Here is an 18735-nt window from a genome sequence, read left to right on the forward strand (position 1 = left end):
TCTCCGCTTAGCTAAATAACCCATGCAGAAACCACTGCATTTCTTGATTGCGAAATACCCAGAGCCAACGTCCACTGTCACTGCGCGCAATAAAATAATCCCGCGTCATTTCCTCACCATCCCACCAGCCAGTCACAAAGCGTTCAGGGCCGTGCATAATATTGACCTTTTCTGTTAAAGGCTCAGGGTTTGGTAGCATCAAAGAGGGGCGTAAGCCAGAGAGCGAAACTTTAGTAGGAATGGGGAGTTCGGGGGCACACAATGAAATCGATTTCTCTGGTCTAGGGTCATCTGTTGGTGCGACTTTAAGGACTTGGTGATTACCTAGCTTAGCTTGTAGCGTGGCTATCAACTCCAGTTCCGTTTGTTGGCCTTTACGTCCTGCGAAAATGTCTTGACTGGTGGACTCAAGCTCGCCACTACGTACCACTTTCAGAGTCAAACCTTGGACTGGAGCATCAAGTTTAATGGACTCCATTGTCAGCTGACAAAGCTTAGCCCAGCGCTGAGCGAAGTAATCTCCACAGGCGGAAGTAAATGCAATCACACCAGCGGCATGATCGCGTTGATGGAGGGTCAGCTCAAGTTCATATGCGACCTGATTACGTAATGTCAGAAACCCTTCCAGTTTTTCCAGCAGTTTCAATAGCGGTTTTTCCAACCACTGGGTATTTTCGATATCGAACAGCAACTCAAGATAACTTTGGAAGTGCTCAGGTGGGTGGTAGAAGTTTACTGGATGTTTAAACTGACCCATCAGTCGTCCGACGTAGTTAACCAGGTCGATATCAAAACGTCTGGCGACTTCTTGCATCGGCAGTTCCAGCAGATCGTTGAGGGTCAACACTCCCACACGGGAGAGTTTTTCAACCTGTTTACTGTCAAGCTCAGTCGCTGAAATCGGATAAGATTTGAGTGCTTCACAGAGTTGAGATCTATCTTGGCTGATCAATGCACTTCCAGATTTTGCCAGCAGAATGGCAGAGAAAGGGGAAAAGCCGGTAGCGTACTGATACTGGATATTCAACTGCTGTAAATGCTGAGAGACTCGGCGCCAATAAGCATCCAGCCCACCATAGAGTGACAGCATATCAGTGACTTTTAGCAATAACCCTTGTGGCGGAAAGAGCACCAGATCAGAGGTCACCATATACAGCCACTGGGCGATATCCAGTAAGGTTTGTTGCTCGACTTTCTCATCATAGGGATGGACCTGAAGCGAGTGACACAAAGCGCTGGCGCTGCCCAGTCCCATTCCCGGTCGAATACCTTGTTCGTGCGCGGCGAAATTGCATTGCACGATTTGGAAACGTTTGGAATCAACCACCACCAAGGGCTGCTGAGCCTGTTCAGAGTACAGCGCATCCAGTTGTAGAGTAGGGAAATACAAATACAGCCACACCTGCATAGTTAGCCTTGTTTACGCAGTGGGAAAGGAAGAATGACAGGCTCAAGTCTGGACTCTGTTAATGAAGGCCAGAGTGTACTCATGTCCAGAACGAAGCTGGCATGTGGCCACCCACCTTTGCGTTTGGTGATGGTGATTTCAATTCCAAGTGAGTGGGGGAGTAGCGTCATGCTCAAACTAACGGGCAGAGAAAAGAGACTGCGCTGTTCGGTTTTAAACAAAAACGAGAGGCAATTTCCAGTTTCACTGGCGACCTGAAGTCGACGAGCATGGTGGACTTCTAGCCCAGAATGCCAAAGCAGCACGTTACTGCAAGCGCCGCTTTTTAGGCATTGCTCTGCAGCCCATAAGGCTTCGTTATCTGTTTTCGGATAAAGCAACAGAACATGATTCAGATCGAGGCCTTCTGCTGTCAGAGACTGCGCAGACAGATGACCAGGTGGTTGTATGAATACGGACAACCTATCCTGGCTGCTGTTTTTAAGGTGAGGGAGTAGCAGACGAAGCTCTCCGATGCCGGGAGTCGTTTGCAATTCCACCACACCATGAATGGGAAAGCCGCCTTCCAGTTTTTGATCCAGAAGATCAAAACCAGTCGGGTGGTGATCTCTGGACTCAGGAATGTGATTGCCCTGCCAAAGCCATTGTTTTTTCTTAAGATGTTCGATCAGTTCATACATAACAATTTACCTGTATATATATACAGTATAAATTATTATTATTTATCAGCAAGGGAAGGGCTGAATAAGTGGATAAAAAAACGCCTTGTGTTTCCACAAGGCGTTGAATATCTGAGAAGTTTTTTTCTATTTCTTTGGCTGTGCGTCAATGCACTGACCACGAACGTCTTTGCTCTCGTTCGACATCAGGTGAAGATAAAGCGGCATGATATCCAGTGGTGTTTTGAGCAACTCAGCGTCTTCCGCTGGGTAAGCCTTCGCGCGCATGGAAGTGCGTGTACCACCTGGGTTAATTGCATTGACACGGATGTGTGTATCGCTCAATTCATCTGCCAGAATCTGCATCATGCCTTCCGTTGCGAACTTAGATATTGCGTAAGTTCCCCAGAAAGCACGGCCAGCATGGCCAACCGTTGATGAAGTAAAGATAACGCTGGCATCATCTGATTTATGCAGTAGCGGAAGGATTGCCTGAGTCATCAGGAACTGAGCTTTAACATTAACCTGCATGATATCGTCGTAAGTGTCTTCACCAATCTGATCAAATGGGCTCAGTACACCCAGTTGACTGGCATTGTGTAGCACTCCATCAAGTCGACCAAACTGACTACCAATGGTATCGGCCATATCAATATAGTTTTGCTTGCTTGCGCCTTTCATATCCAGAGGAATGATCGCTGGTTGAGGATAGCCAGCAGCTTCGATTTCATCGTAAGTTTGCTCAAGCTTCTTCACTGTACGACCTAACAGAATGACGGTGGCACCATGCTGAGCAAATGAAATTGCGGCTTGTTTACCGATGCCGTCACCGGCACCTGTCACGAGAATGACTTTGTCTTTTAAAGCGTCTGAGGAAACGGAATAATCCACGACATGCATCCTTATTGTAATGTTCTGCTTTATGAATCCGTAAGATGGTGGTTACAATACACTAATTCGCACATTAGGGGATATCACATTGGAATTTTTGTTGGACTACGGGCTGTTTTTAGCCAAGATTGTGACTGTTGTAGTCGCAGTGATTGCGATTCTTGTTATAGCCAAAGCCGTAGGGGGTAAGAGTGGTGCTGCAAAGGGTGAATTGGAGATCACCAACTTGACGGATCAGCATAAAAACACCGTTGAGCAGCTTGAGCATCACCTGCATGATTCAGCGTTTATCAAAGCGCGTGATAAGGCAGAAAAGAAACAAGAGAAAGAGAAAACAAAAGCCCGTGAAAAAGAAGTGAAGCAGGCTTCAAAAGACGGTGATTTGGACAGCAAGCGTGAGCCTCACCTATTTGTTCTGGATTTCAAAGGCAGCATTGACGCCAAAGAAGTCGCGTCACTACGCGAAGAAGTGACCGCAATTCTCGCGGTAGCTCGTGAAGGGGATGAAGTACTACTGCGCCTAGAGTCTGGTGGCGGTATGGTGCATGGCTACGGCTTGGCATCGTCTCAACTTGATCGTATTAAGGCGGCTAAGCTACCACTAACGATTGCAGTAGATAAAGTGGCTGCCAGTGGCGGTTACATGATGGCATGTATTGCTGACAAGATTGTTTCAGCACCATTTGCAATCGTAGGCTCCATCGGCGTGATTGCTCAGCTGCCTAACTTCAATAAAGTACTCAAAAAGTACGATATCGAGTATGAACAGCTAACAGCAGGCGAATACAAGCGTACCTTAACCATGTTTGGCGAGAACACCGATAAAGCACGTGATAAGTTCAAACAAGAGCTCGAAGAAACACATGGCTTGTTTAAAGACTTTATTCGTGAGCGTCGCCCTGAACTTGAATTAGATAAAGTGGCAACTGGTGAACACTGGTTTGGCACTCAGGCGCATTCATTGGGTCTGGTTGATGAAATCAAAACCTCTGATGATCTGGTTGTGGAAGCGTGCAAAGATAAAACAGTCTTAGCGATTCACTACGTAGAGAAGAAAAAGCTGACATCTAAGCTGGCAGGTCTGGCAGGTGAAGCGGCTGATAACGTACTGATGAAGCTAATTGATCGTGGTCAGCGTCCTATCGTGTAAGCTGACTTCTTTTGTTTAGTTAAATGAAAAGCCCCTCAACTGAGGGGCTTTGTGTATTTGGTTACTGTGCTTTAGGTTGTGAATGGTTTGGCTTGCGGTTCGCTGGTCTACGACGTTTCTGTCCATTATTGCCAGTATTGTTTGAGGCTTTGCTATTGCCAGAACTGCCGTCCTTACGTTTGCCACCATTATTACTCTTGGAGCCATCACCGTTGGGCTTGTTATGGCCAAAATGACGTTTGTTTTTCCCCGCTGGCTTATGACCACGAGCATTGTCACCTGAGCGCTGACCATCGGCATGGTCGACTTTTGGCTTCTTAGGCTTTTTCGGTTTCTTAGGTTTGATTGGGCGAGTATTTAACTTAGATTCTGGCAGCACATTGACGGGCTTATAGCCTTCCAGCTCCAAACGAGGTAATACTTGCTGGATTAGTCGTTCAATACCAAATAGTTCACTGGCTTCCGCTGCTTCAACTAAAGAGATCGCTTTGCCGACTTCACCGGCACGGCCAGTACGGCCAATTCGGTGGACATAATCTTCTGCCACGTGAGGCAGCTCGAAGTTAACGACCTGAGGGAGTTGAGGAATGTCGATACCACGTGCGGCAATATCTGTAGCAACTAATACGCGCACTTCTCCGGATTTAAAATCAGCCAGTGCCTTGGTGCGCGCACCTTGGCTTTTGTTACCATGAATAGGCGCTGCCGTAATACCTTGATCATTAAGGTAATGAGAAAGTCGGTTCGCTCCGTGTTTGGTACGGCTGAAGACCAGAACTTGTCTCCAATCACCATCTTTGATGAGCTTCACCAGCATAGGTGCTTTTTTACGCTTATCTGCTGGGTAGATAGATTGTTCAATGGTGACCGCAGTGGAGTTCTCAGGGTTAACAGAGACTTCGACCGGATCATTGACTAGACCTTTGGCTAGTTCGCGAATCTCAGCTGAGAAGGTTGCAGAGAACAGTAGGTTTTGGCGCTTTTCCGGAAGCAGTGCGAGAATTTTACGGATATCGCGAATAAAGCCCATATCCAACATGCGATCTGCTTCATCCAGCACTAAAACTTCTAACTGGGAGAAGTTAATTGCATTCTGCTGGTATAAATCGAGTAATCGACCTGGGGTTGCGACAAGCACGTCTGTGCCTTTACGCAGCTTCATCATTTGTGGATTAATCTTCACTCCGCCGAATACGACATTTGAGGTCAGACGTTGATAACGGCTGTACTTGAACACGTTTTCCTGAACCTGAGCCGCCAATTCACGGGTCGGTGTCAGCACCAGTGCTCTTACATGGTTGCCTTTGACTCGGGTGCCATTATCTAATCGTTCTAGAATCGGTAATGTGAAGCCTGCGGTTTTACCCGTACCTGTCTGAGCCGCTGCCATGACATCTTTACCTGCTAACACTGCAGGAATGGCTTGCTCCTGAATTGGAGATGGTTTGTCATAACCCTGATCGTCGATGGCTTTGAGGAGCGGGGCAGAAAGGCCTAAAGCGGTAAAACCCATAAATTGTTCTCTGTTTAAGGTGAGATAAGTGCTCTGGCGGCAATCGACCACCAGCAAAAGGGCGCCATTCTGAGCCCTTTGGTCAGGAACATCAATAGAAATTATCTCTGAGAGCGGTTAAGTCTTGTCTGAAAGTTTAGCTTAGTAGTGACAAAAGCAAGCACGAGACCGGTCAATGCGCCAAACAGATGAGACTCCACCGCTACACGGGCATTGATTAACTCACTGGTCGATTGCGAGGCGCCCATGGTCATTTCCCAGCCCACTTTGGCTAATACACCAATGACAAGTAACCAGCTACCTTTACGACCTTGTAAGGATTCCTGAAGCGCATAATAGGCAAAGATGCCATGCAGCACACCAGAAAGACCAACATAGCTAGTCATGCTTGTTGCCAGGTTGAGTACACCCACGGATAAACTAATCACGAACAATACACAGAGCAGAGAAGTTACTCTTGGCTTAAACAGATAAGTGATAACCCACAAGCCAGCCAGATTCATGCCTAAATGAGCAAAGTTGGTGTGGGTGAAGTTTCCTGTTAGGATTCGCCACCACTGGCCTTCAGAAATAAGTTGATGATGCCAGTATGTCAGGCTGGCTAACGGCTCGAACTGCACGCCTAGGCAGACTAAGCTGATAGCAATTAACAGAAGAAGTAAACGCACGCTATGTCCCGATATTGTTCTCAATGTGGTAAGTCACTCAAAGCTTGTATTTGTGAGTGGATACAAAGCCTAACATCGAATGTTGAGCTGGTCATCTTACAGCATCCGACAGAAACAAACAGGCCTATGGGCACCGCGCGTATTCTCAGGCTCTCGCTTGAGAACAGCTACCTGTTTGAAGGTGAAAATTTTACTCAGCATAGTGAACTGAATAAGCTGTTGGATGAAGAAGGCTATCAACATTTTGTGCTTTACCCGGGAGAAGTGTCTGTCAGCCATGAAGAGGTAGCTAAAGCCATCGTTAGAGAAGAAAAAGTGCGAATCATTTTGCTCGATGGCACGTGGAAAAAGGCATACAAAATGTGGCAACTGTCTGAGAATTTGCAGGCATTACCTTTAGTACATTTGCCGGAGACCCTACAGGGCAATTACCGTATTCGCAAAGCGCCAAGTGACAATAGCTTGTCTACTGTGGAGGCTGGCTACCATATCCTGACTTTGCTGCAACCAGAGCGAGACTTCACCCCATTACTTGATACGTTCAATCACATGATTGACTTTCAAATCAAGCAGATGCCACCCGGTGTGTTTGAAAAAAATTACCGGTAATAAACGCAAACTCGTCATTTGAGGTCTAAAATTATTTTCAAGCGCAGCGTTGTACAGTGAATCTTTGTCAGAATATAATGACGCGCAATCGTTTAGTTATGGCTGTTACGTCATAAACGATGCTTCGTATAATCCCACTGATAGGGTGTGGGAGTCTCTACCTGAAACCGCAAATTTCAGATTACGAAGAGTGAAGTGCATTGCGCTTTTCTCTTTGTATGCCTGATTATCTTCACAAGAGAAAAGCGTTTGTTGAATACCAATCGAATTGAATGGGGAGACAAGCGTGAACCAAACCGAATTTATTCGCCAGTTACCGAAAGTTGAGCTGCATCTGCATATTGAAGGCTCACTTGAACCTGAGATGATGTTTGAACTCGCATTACGCAATCAAATCGCGCTGCCATTTACCACGCCTGAAGAGGTCAAAGCCGCGTATGAGTTTACTAACCTTCAATCGTTCCTTGATATCTACTATCAAGGTGCCAACGTGTTGATTCATGAACAGGATTTTTATGATTTAGCCTGGGCTTATTTGTTGCGCTGTAAGGCTGACAATGTCATTCACACCGAGATCTTCTTCGACCCACAAACTCATACTGAGCGTGGTATCGCGTTTGACACAGTGATCAACGGTATTCACCGCGCTTTGCGAGATGCGAAGACGCAATTGAATATCAGTAGTCGGATCATCATGTGCTTTTTACGTCATCTGGATGAGGAAAGTGCTTTTGCCACCTTAGAGCAAGCACTGGCACACAAAGATAAAATCATTGGTGTTGGTCTGGATTCATCGGAAATGGGTCACCCGCCAGAGAAGTTTGCTCGTGTTTTTGCCAAAGCACTCGAGGCTGGTTTTCTCACGGTCGCCCATGCAGGAGAAGAGGGGCCTGTTGCCAACATTTATAACAGCCTTGAATTATTGAAAGTGTCGCGCATTGACCATGGCGTTCGCTGCGCCGATGATCCGAATCTGGTGGTGTCGCTGGCTCAGTCGCGTATGCCGCTGACGGTTTGCCCACTGTCCAATACTAAGCTCAAAGTATTTGAGGAAATGAAACAACACAATGTTGTCGATTTATTGAGACAAGGGCTGTGTGTGACGATCAACTCAGATGACCCGGCCTATTTTGGTGGCTATATGACCGACAACTTTCTTGCTGTAGCAGATAGCCACATGTTGACGCAAGAGGAGTTGGCGCAATTTAGTCGCAATGCGATTGAAGCGAGCTTTATCAGTGACAGTGAGAAGCAACGCCTGACAAGCCAACTCGATGAATTTGTCGACAGGTGTTAACAGAAAGCGGAGCATAAGCTCCGCTTTCTGTTAATGAGATGAGAACAACTGCTGGTGCAGCCGCTGAGCATGGCCGTCGGTCATCGAAGAAATATAATCTGCAATCACACGATAACCTTCGCTTTCACATGTTGCCTGCTGCCATACATGACGAATTGGAGCTGGCAACAATCTTTCAGGATCAGCACTAAACGCTTCGAATATATCCATAATGATCTGTTGCCCCTTGTACTCGACAACTTGAACATGAGGCACCTGAATCACATACTCACTGACAAAGCGCTTAAGGACTTCCAACGCCTGAGCCATTTCTGGCTCCAGATAAGCGTTAAACGCCAGCAGCTCACTTTCGAAAGGCGCGTCAACGGGCTTGATGGAAATACTGGTGAGTAAAGCGTTCACCATGCCACCGATGGCATCTTTACGTTGGTGGTGAGTACCGGAAAACAGCATGTCCGTAATGGAGTCGATATGGGCTTCAAACCACGGCTCACCGTATTCTGAAAGCAAACTCGCCGCGCCTTCTATCCACTGGTGTCTTGTCACCATGCCAAGCACCACCGCATCTTCGAGATCATGCACCCCATAGGCAATGTCATCGGCCAGCTCCATGATAGAGCAGTCGATGGACTTAAAGCGGGTCTTTTTATGCTGACGCTCCGTTAATTGCTCATCGCGCATCTGGCTGAAAAGCTGTTTGTCTGACTCACTGAGCGGCTCAAGTACCCAGTCAAATAGTGGCTGGTCACAGTCATATAAACCTTTGGCGGGCGCCCACTCTTTGGCTTTGAGCTTACGCTGGTGAGAGACGCTGTCTGGAGTCACATCTGCGCATGTTTTACTGATTAGCGCCGGGTATTTGATTAGGCCAAGCAAAGTTCGCCGCGCCAGGTTCATACCAAAGTGCTCGGTATAAGGCTCAAGCTTGGTCACGATGCGAAATGTCTGTGCGTTTCCCTCAAATCCGCCATGCTCACGCATCATATAGTTGAGGGCGACTTCACCACCATGCCCATACGGAGGATGACCAATATCATGGGCTAAGCAAAGCGAGTCTATTAAGCTATCGCTAGGCAAAAGATCGCGAAACTCGGCTTGTTTCTTCTTTATCTGCGCGACGATTCCCGTCCCTAACTGAGCCGCTTCGAGAGAGTGGGTAAGTCGAGTGCGGTGAAAATCGTCAAAACTGTTGCCGTGAACCTGAGTTTTCGCCTGCAAACGTCGAAACGCTGCGGAGTGAAGAATTCTCGCTCGGTCACGTTGGTAAGGACTACGGTGATCGTCTCGACGAATCTTATGTTCATCATCGTGGCGTTGTTCCCATAACAGTTTACTGTTTGAACCCATATAAATTTTGGCCTTTAACTGCGTGAATAATATAGCGCTTTAACGACGCCGCCTGACATGTTGGTGGAGATGCATAGGTTTATTGTGCTTGAGTATGACGCTGAGAGCAAAGGAAGCTTCTCTCCTGGAGGTGGGAGAGTGGTATTAAAAAATCCCTGCATTAATGCCAGTCTCATTTTATGTATCCAAGTTTTTAGAATGATTCACCTCTTCCTGCCTATTTTTTATATCTTTCGTTCTAAATTGAACTCGCCAATATGAAATTGGTTTGTATTAAATTTGTGTCATTTAAACGTATGTACACAAAACAATTTGGAATCTAAGAAATGAAGCTAAATTTATTAACAACGTCAATTTTAGTACTCATAGCGTCTACTGCCACTGCGGGTGATTTTACTCGTGAAGATGAGAGATACATCTCTCCGGAAGAGTGGGCGGAACGGACAGATCCATTGGCACCGAAAGGGCCTGTTGCATCAGGTAGCCCGTTTTATGTCAATGAGTACGAAGAGAACTCTGAACTGCCTAAAATCTCGGCTTATTTATCTAACTGGGGCTTTTATGCTCGTGGGGTTGATCTATCCAAATTTTCCGAGGGTTACGACAAGATAATACTCTCCTTCTTTGGAATGTGTGGATCCGAAATAGGTGATAGCTCGAATACGTCCGCGGTTGAATCACTAGAGAGGCTTTGTGGTTTTGCCAAAGATGCTAACCCTGAGCATGGTAAGGATTTTGAGGTCCTGACCACCGATGCTTGGGCGGATATGGCAACCGATGGTGCCGGTGTCTTAACGGATGACGAAATTGCCGATGCAGGTAACCCAAACTGGGAAGAGGAAGATGTTTTGCTCCAGCGTTGGTACCAGGGAGAAGACAAAGTTGCAGGCTTCTTAGGGGCAATGAAAAAGCTTAAGGGGCAGAATCCAGATTTAGCCGTCGCCTTTAGTGTCGGAGGCTGGTCTCTATCTGAGCCGTTTTCACGCATGGCTGCCGATCCGGACAATCGCGCCATCTTTATCGCAAGTGTTGTGGAGATCTTCAAGCGCTTCTCTTTCTTTTCTCAGATTGATTTAGACTGGGAGTACCCTGGCGGAGGTGGTGCTGATGGTAACAGTTCAAGCGACGCGGATGGTGAGAACTATGCGACGTTGATTAGAGAGCTGCGGAGCGCTTTAGATGACGCAGGTCTTGAAGACGTCGAAATTGCTATTGCTGCCCCTGCGCCCGTCGATAAAATTCAAGCAGGTGATATCGGTAATGTCTATCGAGCGGGTGTCGATACGATTCATCTGATGACATATGATTTCTTTGGCACGCCTTGGGCGGAATCTCTCGCCCACCATACCAATACTTTTCCTTATGCAGAGGCTGAGTGGTCAGCGGATGATTCTATCAGCTACTTGATTGAAAATATGAATGTTCCATCTCAGGCGATTCAGATTGGGTACGCCACATACAGCCGTAATGCGACAGAAGCTCAGGTGACCAGCTTTTCTCCACTTGAGGGTAGTTACAGTATGCCTTCGGACCCTGATGTAAAAGTGGGTGGGTCATGGGAACCTGGAATTTACGAATGGTATGACATTGAACAAACCTTTGCTTCGATTTCAGAAATCGACGGCTTTCAAATTGACAAGATAGAAAGTTACAACTTGTATACCGATACACATGCTAACGCTGATTACATATACAGCCCCGAGAGAAAGTTCTTTATCTCTTTAGATACTCCACGTACTGCTTATATGAAAGCGAAGTATGTAGAAAAGTACAATCTGGGAGGGATTTTCACTTGGATGGCTGATTATGATAACGGCATTCTGCTTAATGCAGCTCGTGAAGGCTTGGGGTACCAGCAGACAGATGCTTCAGGCAACATTGATATGAAGAATATCATATACAGCTGTGGTACAAACATTACATCACCTCAGCAGTGTCGTGAGTTAACGAACCTAGAACCTGAAAACGCGGAAACGGCTGCGGATGCTGGAGCGGATATGAGTGCTGAGCTTGAATCCGGAGTGCAATATACGCTTGATGGCAGCCAATCAACCAGTGCACAGGGTGCGTTGACTTATGCATGGTCCTTGGTGGATGTGGAAGGTACAGATGCTTCGGCCATCTCTATTGATGACTCAACCCAAGCAACGACACATTTTACCGTGTCTGATGTAGATTCTGATGTGACGGCAACCTTCCAGCTTACCGTTACAGATGAAGCGGAAGCTAGCTCAAGCGATACTATGGTTTACACCTTGACGGTACCTACACCGGATAATCAGCCACCAGTGGCGGATGCGGGGCAAGAACAGTCCATTATCCGTGGTGATAGTTTTACTCTGAATGGCTCTAACTCGAGTGATCCCGAAGGGGAAGATCTGAGTTACCAATGGGTACAAACACAAGGCCAGAGTCTGCCACTTGAAGATGGTGGGGCGAAAGCTGTGATCGAGGTTGATAGTAGTAGCCTGAGAAACTATGACCAGACGCTAGCCTTTACACTAACAGTATCCGATGGAAGTCTAGAAGACAGTGATTCCGTGACGATTGTGGTGTCCGGAGATGCTGACGCCAATGAAGATCCTCACGCTGATATCGCCGTAACGGTAGAAGGAGGAGAAATTCATTTGGATGGTTCTAAGTCCAGTGACGATGGAAGGATTGAGTCATTCTCGTGGAGCGGTACGGCACCAAATGGTGACGCGCTGACGATTCCGGGCTCGGATCAACCCACGACGGTTTACACGCCTGAGATGGAAGGAGAGTTTAACTTCTCGCTAAACGTAACCGATAACTTCGGTGCAACGGACTCCGCAAGTGGAAGCGTGAACTTTACTTTCCCTGAAGGGGATAGCTGTGAACCTCAGCCAGACCCAGATGCGGGCAACCATCCAGCTTGGGATAGCAGTGCACAATACCCAGATTCAGGAACACTCGTTAGTCATAACGGTTTTGTATGGCAAAACCAATGGTATGCGAATGTAGGGGAAGAGCCAGGAGTCGCTGATGTTTGGGAACTGGTCAGTGACGTTGTACTGCCATGGGATGACTCGAAGTCGTATGCTCAATATTCTGAAGTGACTCATGATGGTTACTTCTGGATTGCGGCATACTGGGCGAGCGCAGGTGATGAACCAGGTGTTGCTACCATGTGGGAGCAACAAGCGGCTTGTAACTAGTACAATCGCATTGATGTAAATAACAACGGCTCCTTTAATAGGAGCCGTTTTAAATTTACGTTATGTCATCCGAGATTGTGGCTTGAAAAGAGCTGCTCAATTTTAACTAATCTCGTCCAAAGATAATTCAAAGCTTGGGGCAAACGTGGTGAGAAAGTAGTCCATTTCAGGGGTTCGTCTTTCTTGCAAAGTGACATCCAGGCGTTTTTTGGCCAGCGCATATTCATGGTTACCTGCACTGAGTTCTTCTAAGCATTTGAGGTAGGCGCAGATAGTATCGGCTTGTTTGACGATTGCTTCGTCCTCCGGATACGCAGCTTGAGAGACCAGATAAGGCGCAAAATCTTCCTGAAATTCTTCAGGCAGCATTGATAGTAGTTTTTTTTCCGCTGCGGCTTCTATCTTCTTATATTCCTTTGCGATTTCTGGGTTGTAATACTTGACGGGAGTGGGGAGATCACCAGTTAGCACTTCACTGGTATCGTGGTACATTCCCAGCAAGGCGATGCGTTCAGGATTGAGATTACCGCCATACTTTTTGTTTTTTATTAATGCCAGAGCGTGGGCGACAAAAGCAACTTGAAGACTGTGCTCTGAGATATTTTCTGTCGACACGGAGCGCATTAATGGCCAGCGCTGAATCAGCTTCATACGAGCGAGGTGAGCGAAGAAATGACTTTCTTTAGACTTACTCTCTGTCATGGATCTTCCTCCTAATAAAAAAGAGCACTCACTGAGTGCTCTTTAAGCATATGAAAGATCGAATCTAATTACTACTGGCTATACGTCGACAGGAATCGTTCAAAGCGTCCAATCGCCATTTCGAGATCTTCAACGTGTGGCAGGGTCACAATGCGGAAGTGATCGGGTTTTGGCCAGTTGAAGCCTGAGCCTTGAACCAACAGAACTTTCTCCTGAATCAGGAAGTCGAGAACCATCTTTTGATCATCTTTGATGTTGTACATCTTGGTGTCGATTTTCGGGAACAGATACATTGCGCCTTTAGGCTTCACGCAGGAAACCCCTGGAATCTGGTTGATCAGTTCAAAAGCGCGGTCACGCTGTTCCAATAAGCGGCCGCCGGGCAGGATCAGTTCATTAATACTTTGATAACCACCCAGTGCGGTCTGAATTGCATGTTGCATCGGTACATTGGCACACAAACGCATTGAAGCCAGCATATCTAAGCCATTAACGTATCCTTGCGCGAGATGTTTCGGGCCGGTGAGGAACATCCAGCCACCACGGAAACCACAAACGCGATAAGCTTTAGATAAGCCGTTAAAGGTAACAGTCAGTACATCATCTGAGAGTGTCGCAACAGAGGTGTGTGTGGCGCCGTCATAGAGTACTTTATCGTAGATTTCGTCAGCGAAGATAATCAGCTTGTGCTGACGGGCAATCTCAATCACTTCCAATAAAAAGTCGCGACTATAGACTGCACCTGTTGGGTTATTGGGGTTAATTAAGACGATACCACGGGTCTTTGGTGTGATTTTCTTGCGAATATCATCCAGATCTGGATACCAGTCTGCTTGCTCATCACAAAGGTAATGCACGGCTTTTCCGCCAGACAGGGCAACAGAGGCTGTCCAAAGTGGGTAATCCGGAGCCGGGACCAGCATCTCATCGCCATTGTTGAGCAAAGCCTGCATCGCCATAACGATCAGTTCTGATGCGCCATTACCGATATACACGTCTTCGACATCTAAAGAACGGATGCCTTTACGTTGATAGTGCTGAACGACGGCTTTACGAGCAGAGTAGATGCCTTTCGAGTCACAGTAACCTTGTGAAGTCGGTAGGTTGCGAATGACATCAACCAAGATTTCATCTGGGGCGTCAAATCCAAATGGGGCGGGATTACCGATATTCAACTTCAGTATTTTATGCCCCTCTTCCTCCATGCGCTTAGCATGTTTGAGTACAGGCCCCCTAATGTCATAGCAGACATTATCGAGTTTTGACGACATCCCGATATTTTGCATTGTGTAAAACCTAAAAATGATTGTATTTCTTTATTAAAGTACATCAAAAAGGTCTTTGTTAGAATAAAAAACTGAATTAATACGCTTTTTTGTATGCGCTTTGTTCGTTTGCAATCACAGGATTATGCAAAAGATGGGCTACAACCTTGATCTGGGTAAGGTCTATTAATAGAGTAGCGATCTAAAATGAATAAAAATCCCTAGGCATACGAGGCTGATTTGTCACATTTTCATCAAGCCGTTATTGAACTGATCGAACGCGTAAAGGATGCAGAAGACGGCGTAAACCGTCTGGTTCAAGTTCTTGAGGAAAAACCAGATTTTGCATTCATAGATTGGTTGGAAGCCCAGCCAATCTTTCCAAAGTTTTATTGGCAGTCTCGTGATACCCGTGAAGAAGTGGTGGCATTGGGGCAGTTACACACCTTTGTTGATCCTGCTCCGGCCTATACGATTCTGGCGGATGACCAACGCATCTGGGGTGGGCGTTCTTTTGACGGCCAGACAGAAAAGAATCGTCGCTGTATGTCTTCCTTTTTCTTCCTGCCGCAAATTGAGCTAATTCGTTTTGATAACCGCTGGTCATTAGCCGTCAACCTGACAGCCGACAAACACCGCACGCTGGCAGGGCTCAGTAAACTTAAAGTTGAAGCTGGCGCTCTACTGCCTGTTTCTGCGCAGATCAAAAGCATCAGCCACATACCGGAAAAGCCGCAATGGTCTGAACTTGTTGAGAAAGTTCTGACTGGTATAGAGAATGACGACTTTAAGAAAGTTGTGCTGGCCCGTAGAACTTCCGTACAGATGGACAGCACGGTAAGTGCTGCGCAGCTACTCAAATCAAGTTATCTGCAAAACCACCATAGCTTCCACTTTATGCTCTCTCTGGATAAAAAGCACAGCTTTATAGGCTCTACACCGGAACGTTTGTATGCCAGACAAGGTCAGGAGCTCTACACTGAAGCTTTGGCGGGCACGATAGGCCGAGGCGACAACGCCAGCCACGATATGGAATTGGCAAATTGGTTATCGCAAGACAGCAAGAATCTTAATGAGAACCAATATGTCGTCGATGACATTATCGATCGACTAACGCCTCACTCGGAGCATGTCGAGGTTGAGGAAGAAGCCCGTTTGGTTAGGCTGAGAAAAGTTCAGCATCTTAAACGCAGTATCCACGCACACCTTAAGCCAGGCATTAATGGTGTTCAACTGTTGGGAGCATTGCAGCCGACTGCAGCAGTTGCTGGATTACCACGTAAGGAGTCGATGGCCTTTATTCAAGACAACGAGCCCTTTGCACGTGGTTGGTATGCGGGCTCGATGGGTTTTATCAGTCATCAGCGTGCGGAGTTTTGTGTGGCGATACGCAGCGCTCTTATTCTCGGGGAAGAGGTTCAACTATTCGCAGGCGCGGGTATTGTTCCGGGCTCTGTGGCGGATAATGAATGGCAGGAGTTGGATAAGAAAATGTCGACCTTGCTATCGCTGATCACCGATATTCCTCCACTGGGAGTAGCGTCGTAAATGGGTAGTCAAAACCAAGCCGTCATCAATCGCATTTGGTGTCAGACCTTGCTTGAAGAGTTATCTCGTCTCGGGGTGACTGAAGTGTGTATTGCTCCTGGCTCACGTTCGACTCCATTAACGCTAGAAGCGCAAGAAAATACAAACCTGAATCTTCATACGCATTTTGATGAACGTGGTTTAGGTTTTCTCGCTCTCGGATTGGCAAAGGCGAGCAACAAGCCCGTCGCACTGATTGTGACATCGGGTACAGCGGTAGCAAACCTGTTGCCTGCGATTGCCGAAGCTAGACTGACGAGTGAAAAGCTGGTGGTGCTGACCGCAGACAGACCCATAGAATTGATTGACTGTGGGGCCAATCAGGCGATCCATCAATCTGGAATTTTCTCAACTCATGTCACCTCTAGCCTTGAGTTACCAAGCCCTTCGGACTCCATATCGCTTAAGTGGCTGCTGACTTCCATTGACCAACACATGTTTGAACAAGCAGAGAAAGGCGGAGCTGTTCACATCAATTGCCCGTTTCCTGAGCCTTTGTATGGTTCTGAATCGAAAGGAATATTTCAGGCATATCTTGATGAAGTAAAATCTTGGTCTCACTCTGACAAGCCTTATAGTTGTAAGGCTCGAACTCAATCATTACCCGCTCTTCACTACGCCGACTTAGCAGATAAGCCAGGAGTTATTGTCGTTGGTAGTGTCACCCTAGAGGAAGCACAGCAGGCGAAACTGCTGGCGGAAAAATTGGGCTGGCCATGCTTGTGCGATCCGCAATCGGGGACTTCATCTCCTTTCGCACATTATGATCTTTGGTTGCAGAGCCCGTCTGCAAAAGAAGTGCTGAATCAGGCTCACGTTATTGTGCAGTTTGGCTCGCGGATTGTATCAAAACGGCTCAATCAGTGGATATCTCAGCAAGTTGAATCCAGGCAAGCGGATTATCATTTTGTTTCTCCCCGCATAGAGCGCAACAACCAAAGTCACTTACCACAAACTCACCACGTAGTGGGCATCGGGGGTTGGATTGAGAGTTGGATGAAAGAGCTTGCAGAAGATAAGAGCTCTCATTCTGGTTGGGCAGCGGAGTTAGAGCATTATTCTCAGCGCGTGGCAGCGATATCTTCTCAATATGAACAAAGTCAGCAGTCAGCCAATGAGATTGCGCTGGCTACATCTATCAAAGAGTTACCACAGCAAGCTCAGGTCTTTTTGGGAAACAGTCTGTTTGTTCGTCTGGTGGATATGTTCGGTTCGCTGCCAAACCTTGAAACGTTTAGCAACCGAGGCGCATCGGGGATCGACGGTCTGATTGCGACTCTAACGGGTGTTGTACGAGCCACTTACAAGCCAAGTATATTGTTCATTGGTGATACGTCGGCATTGTACGATCTGAACTCTTTGTCTCTGTTGACCCATGAAAAAACGCCGGTCGTTATTGTGGTCACCAATAATGACGGAGGGGCTATCTTTGATTTGCTCCCTGTCCCTCAAGCGCAGAAACAATCTCTGTATCAGATGCCTCATGGTTATACCTTCGAGCATGCCGCGCTACAATTTGGTATTCGATACGAAAAACCAACTACGCTTGCTGCATACACTGAGTTAGTTGGTCAGCATCTACAACAGGGTGAGGGGGCATTGCTTGTCGAAGTGCAGACACCTCCTGAGCAGGCCTCCTCACAACTGAAAGAAATCACTCAGCGCCTTCATGCTCTATAACCGCCTTTACAACAATGTGAGCAATGATAGCTCGCAGCCGTTGATTGTTTACCTGCATGGTCTACTTGGCAGCAGTGATGATTGGGACCGCTGTGCGCAATTACTTCCAGAATACCCTACTTTATGTATTGACCTTCCTGGTCATGGGATGAGCAAATTGATGCATTGTCGCGATTTTAAAACGTGCTGCGATCAAATATCTGACGTTCTACTTACTCAATTTCCTCACCGACCACCTATAGTGTTAGTGGGTTATTCAATGGGAGCTCGAATTGCGATGGTAGGGCTCACTCAACAGTATTTTTCTGCACACAATATCCAAATGCTTATTTCTGAAGGTGGTAATTTTGGATTGTGTAGTGGGGCAGAAAAAACAGCTCGCTTAAACAATGACTCTCGCTGGGCTGAGCGATTTCATCATGAGCCAATTGAACAAGTGTTAGGCGATTGGTATCAGCAGCCGGTATTTAGTTCACTAAACCATGAGCAAAGACAAACACTCATACACAAGCGCAGTGCTAACCTAGGCCCATCAATTGGCAAAATGTTGATGGCAACCTCATTAGCAAAACAAGATTATTTGCTTGAGTCACTAACAGACTTGAGCATTCCAGTACATTACATTTGTGGTGAAAAAGACAGTAAGTTCAGCCGCTTGGCTGAACAGAGCGGTTTGTCTTATAGCCAGGTAGAGCAAGCTGGGCATAATGTTCATATCGAACAGCCCGAAGCATTTACCGCCATTGTTAAATCTCAAATTCGCGCATTTCTCTAACAGCG

Annotated in this window: 15 protein-coding genes and 1 riboswitch; of the genes, 7 read left to right on the forward strand and 8 right to left on the reverse strand. The window is 46.8% G+C overall.

All coding sequences use genetic code 11. The annotated features are described in order from the left end of the window. Positions 1-7 precede the first annotated feature (7 nt). From IX95_RS16550 to IX95_RS16560, 3 genes are all read right to left on the reverse strand, one after another. The gene (locus IX95_RS16550; protein WP_038162062.1) at positions 8-1408 is read right to left on the reverse strand and encodes a Y-family DNA polymerase; all 1401 of its coding nucleotides are present in this window, start codon (positions 1406-1408) and stop codon (positions 8-10) included. A gap of 2 nt (positions 1409-1410) precedes the next feature. Next, positions 1411-2088 (reverse strand): translesion DNA synthesis-associated protein ImuA, encoded by a 678-nt coding sequence (gene imuA, locus IX95_RS16555; RefSeq protein ID WP_038162064.1) that lies wholly within the window; start codon positions 2086-2088, stop codon positions 1411-1413. 126 nt (positions 2089-2214) lie between these two features. Continuing rightward, on the reverse strand, positions 2215-2958 hold the full coding sequence (locus tag IX95_RS16560; RefSeq protein ID WP_019277934.1) for a YciK family oxidoreductase: 744 nt from the start codon (positions 2956-2958) through the stop codon (positions 2215-2217). Positions 2959-3046: 88 nt separating this feature from the next. On the opposite strand from IX95_RS16560, the gene sohB reads away from it, so the two are divergent. After that, complete coding sequence (gene sohB, locus IX95_RS16565) at positions 3047-4108, forward strand: protease SohB (RefSeq protein WP_029236329.1); 1062 nt, start codon at positions 3047-3049, stop codon at positions 4106-4108. 61 nt (positions 4109-4169) lie between these two features. Here sohB and IX95_RS16570 read toward each other — a convergent pair whose 3' ends face one another. Together IX95_RS16570 and rrtA are read right to left on the reverse strand one after the other, a co-directional pair. Next, positions 4170-5621, reverse strand: coding sequence for a DEAD/DEAH box helicase (locus IX95_RS16570; protein ID WP_038162068.1), 1452 nt, complete (start codon positions 5619-5621; stop codon positions 4170-4172). A gap of 101 nt (positions 5622-5722) precedes the next feature. Then, positions 5723-6289 carry a rhombosortase gene (gene rrtA, locus IX95_RS16575; protein WP_038162071.1) on the reverse strand — a complete coding sequence of 189 codons (567 nt, stop codon included), beginning with the start codon at positions 6287-6289 and terminating at the stop codon, positions 5723-5725. Between the two features lie 3 nt (positions 6290-6292). Between rrtA and IX95_RS16580 the strand changes: the two genes are divergently transcribed. Then, a complete protein-coding gene (locus tag IX95_RS16580) occupies positions 6293-6898 on the forward strand; it encodes a tRNA-uridine aminocarboxypropyltransferase (protein ID WP_081885441.1) in 606 nt (201 codons plus the stop codon). Between the two features lie 104 nt (positions 6899-7002). Beyond that, positions 7003-7102, forward strand: a riboswitch (purine riboswitch). 82 nt (positions 7103-7184) lie between these two features. After that, positions 7185-8195 carry an adenosine deaminase gene (locus tag IX95_RS16585; protein ID WP_038162077.1) on the forward strand — a complete coding sequence of 337 codons (1011 nt, stop codon included), beginning with the start codon at positions 7185-7187 and terminating at the stop codon, positions 8193-8195. 30 nt (positions 8196-8225) lie between these two features. On the opposite strand, the gene IX95_RS16590 is transcribed toward IX95_RS16585, so the two are convergent. Further along, positions 8226-9542 (reverse strand): anti-phage deoxyguanosine triphosphatase, encoded by a 1317-nt coding sequence (locus tag IX95_RS16590; RefSeq protein WP_038162079.1) that lies wholly within the window; start codon positions 9540-9542, stop codon positions 8226-8228. 326 nt (positions 9543-9868) lie between these two features. Here IX95_RS16590 and IX95_RS16595 point away from each other — a divergent pair, with 326 nt between their 5' ends. After that, complete coding sequence (locus IX95_RS16595) at positions 9869-12721, forward strand: glycosyl hydrolase family 18 protein (protein ID WP_038162081.1); 2853 nt, start codon at positions 9869-9871, stop codon at positions 12719-12721. A gap of 102 nt (positions 12722-12823) precedes the next feature. Here IX95_RS16595 and yfbR read toward each other — a convergent pair whose 3' ends face one another. Both yfbR and IX95_RS16605 read right to left on the reverse strand, forming a co-directional pair. Continuing rightward, entirely contained in the window at positions 12824-13423 is a 600-nt protein-coding gene (yfbR, locus tag IX95_RS16600) for a 5'-deoxynucleotidase (protein ID WP_006959241.1), read from the reverse strand. A 71-nt stretch (positions 13424-13494) separates the two neighbouring features. Then, positions 13495-14709: a pyridoxal phosphate-dependent aminotransferase gene (locus IX95_RS16605; protein WP_006959240.1), complete on the reverse strand. Its 1215-nt coding sequence runs from the start codon at positions 14707-14709 to the stop codon at positions 13495-13497. A gap of 219 nt (positions 14710-14928) precedes the next feature. Here IX95_RS16605 and IX95_RS16610 point away from each other — a divergent pair, with 219 nt between their 5' ends. The 3 genes from IX95_RS16610 to menH are packed head-to-tail and all read left to right on the forward strand — an operon-like array spanning position 14929 to position 18730. Continuing rightward, complete coding sequence (locus IX95_RS16610; protein ID WP_038162085.1) at positions 14929-16236, forward strand: isochorismate synthase; 1308 nt, start codon at positions 14929-14931, stop codon at positions 16234-16236. Then, complete coding sequence (gene menD / locus IX95_RS16615) at positions 16237-17955, forward strand: 2-succinyl-5-enolpyruvyl-6-hydroxy-3-cyclohexene-1-carboxylic-acid synthase (protein ID WP_038162088.1); 1719 nt, start codon at positions 16237-16239, stop codon at positions 17953-17955. It begins immediately after the preceding gene. Continuing rightward, on the forward strand, positions 17945-18730 hold the full coding sequence (menH, locus tag IX95_RS16620) for a 2-succinyl-6-hydroxy-2,4-cyclohexadiene-1-carboxylate synthase (protein WP_038162091.1): 786 nt from the start codon (positions 17945-17947) through the stop codon (positions 18728-18730). Before menD ends, menH begins: the two co-directional genes overlap by 11 nt. Positions 18731-18735 lie beyond the last annotated feature (5 nt).

The sequence above is a fragment of the Vibrio sp. B183 genome (assembly GCF_000740665.1).
GTDB classification, from domain to species: Bacteria; Pseudomonadota; Gammaproteobacteria; order Enterobacterales; family Vibrionaceae; genus Vibrio; species Vibrio coralliilyticus.

Bases quoted from the DNA above. Each gene is read 5' to 3' on its own strand.
- IX95_RS16550 (WP_038162062.1), bottom strand. From the start codon at position 1,408: ATGCAGGTGTGGCTGTATTTGTATTTCCCTACTCTACAACTGGATGCG.
- imuA (WP_038162064.1), bottom strand. From the start codon at position 2,088: ATGTATGAACTGATCGAACATCTTAAGAAAAAACAATGGCTTTGGCAG.
- IX95_RS16570 (WP_038162068.1), bottom strand. From the start codon at position 5,621: ATGGGTTTTACCGCTTTAGGCCTTTCTGCCCCGCTCCTCAAAGCCATC.
- IX95_RS16580 (WP_081885441.1), top strand. From the start codon at position 6,293: ATGTCCCGATATTGTTCTCAATGTGGTAAGTCACTCAAAGCTTGTATT.
- IX95_RS16590 (WP_038162079.1), bottom strand. From the start codon at position 9,542: ATGGGTTCAAACAGTAAACTGTTATGGGAACAACGCCACGATGATGAA.
- IX95_RS16595 (WP_038162081.1), top strand. From the start codon at position 9,869: ATGAAGCTAAATTTATTAACAACGTCAATTTTAGTACTCATAGCGTCT.
- yfbR (WP_006959241.1), bottom strand. From the start codon at position 13,423: ATGACAGAGAGTAAGTCTAAAGAAAGTCATTTCTTCGCTCACCTCGCT.
- IX95_RS16605 (WP_006959240.1), bottom strand. From the start codon at position 14,709: ATGCAAAATATCGGGATGTCGTCAAAACTCGATAATGTCTGCTATGAC.
- menD (WP_038162088.1), top strand. From the start codon at position 16,237: ATGGGTAGTCAAAACCAAGCCGTCATCAATCGCATTTGGTGTCAGACC.
- menH (WP_038162091.1), top strand. From the start codon at position 17,945: ATGCTCTATAACCGCCTTTACAACAATGTGAGCAATGATAGCTCGCAG.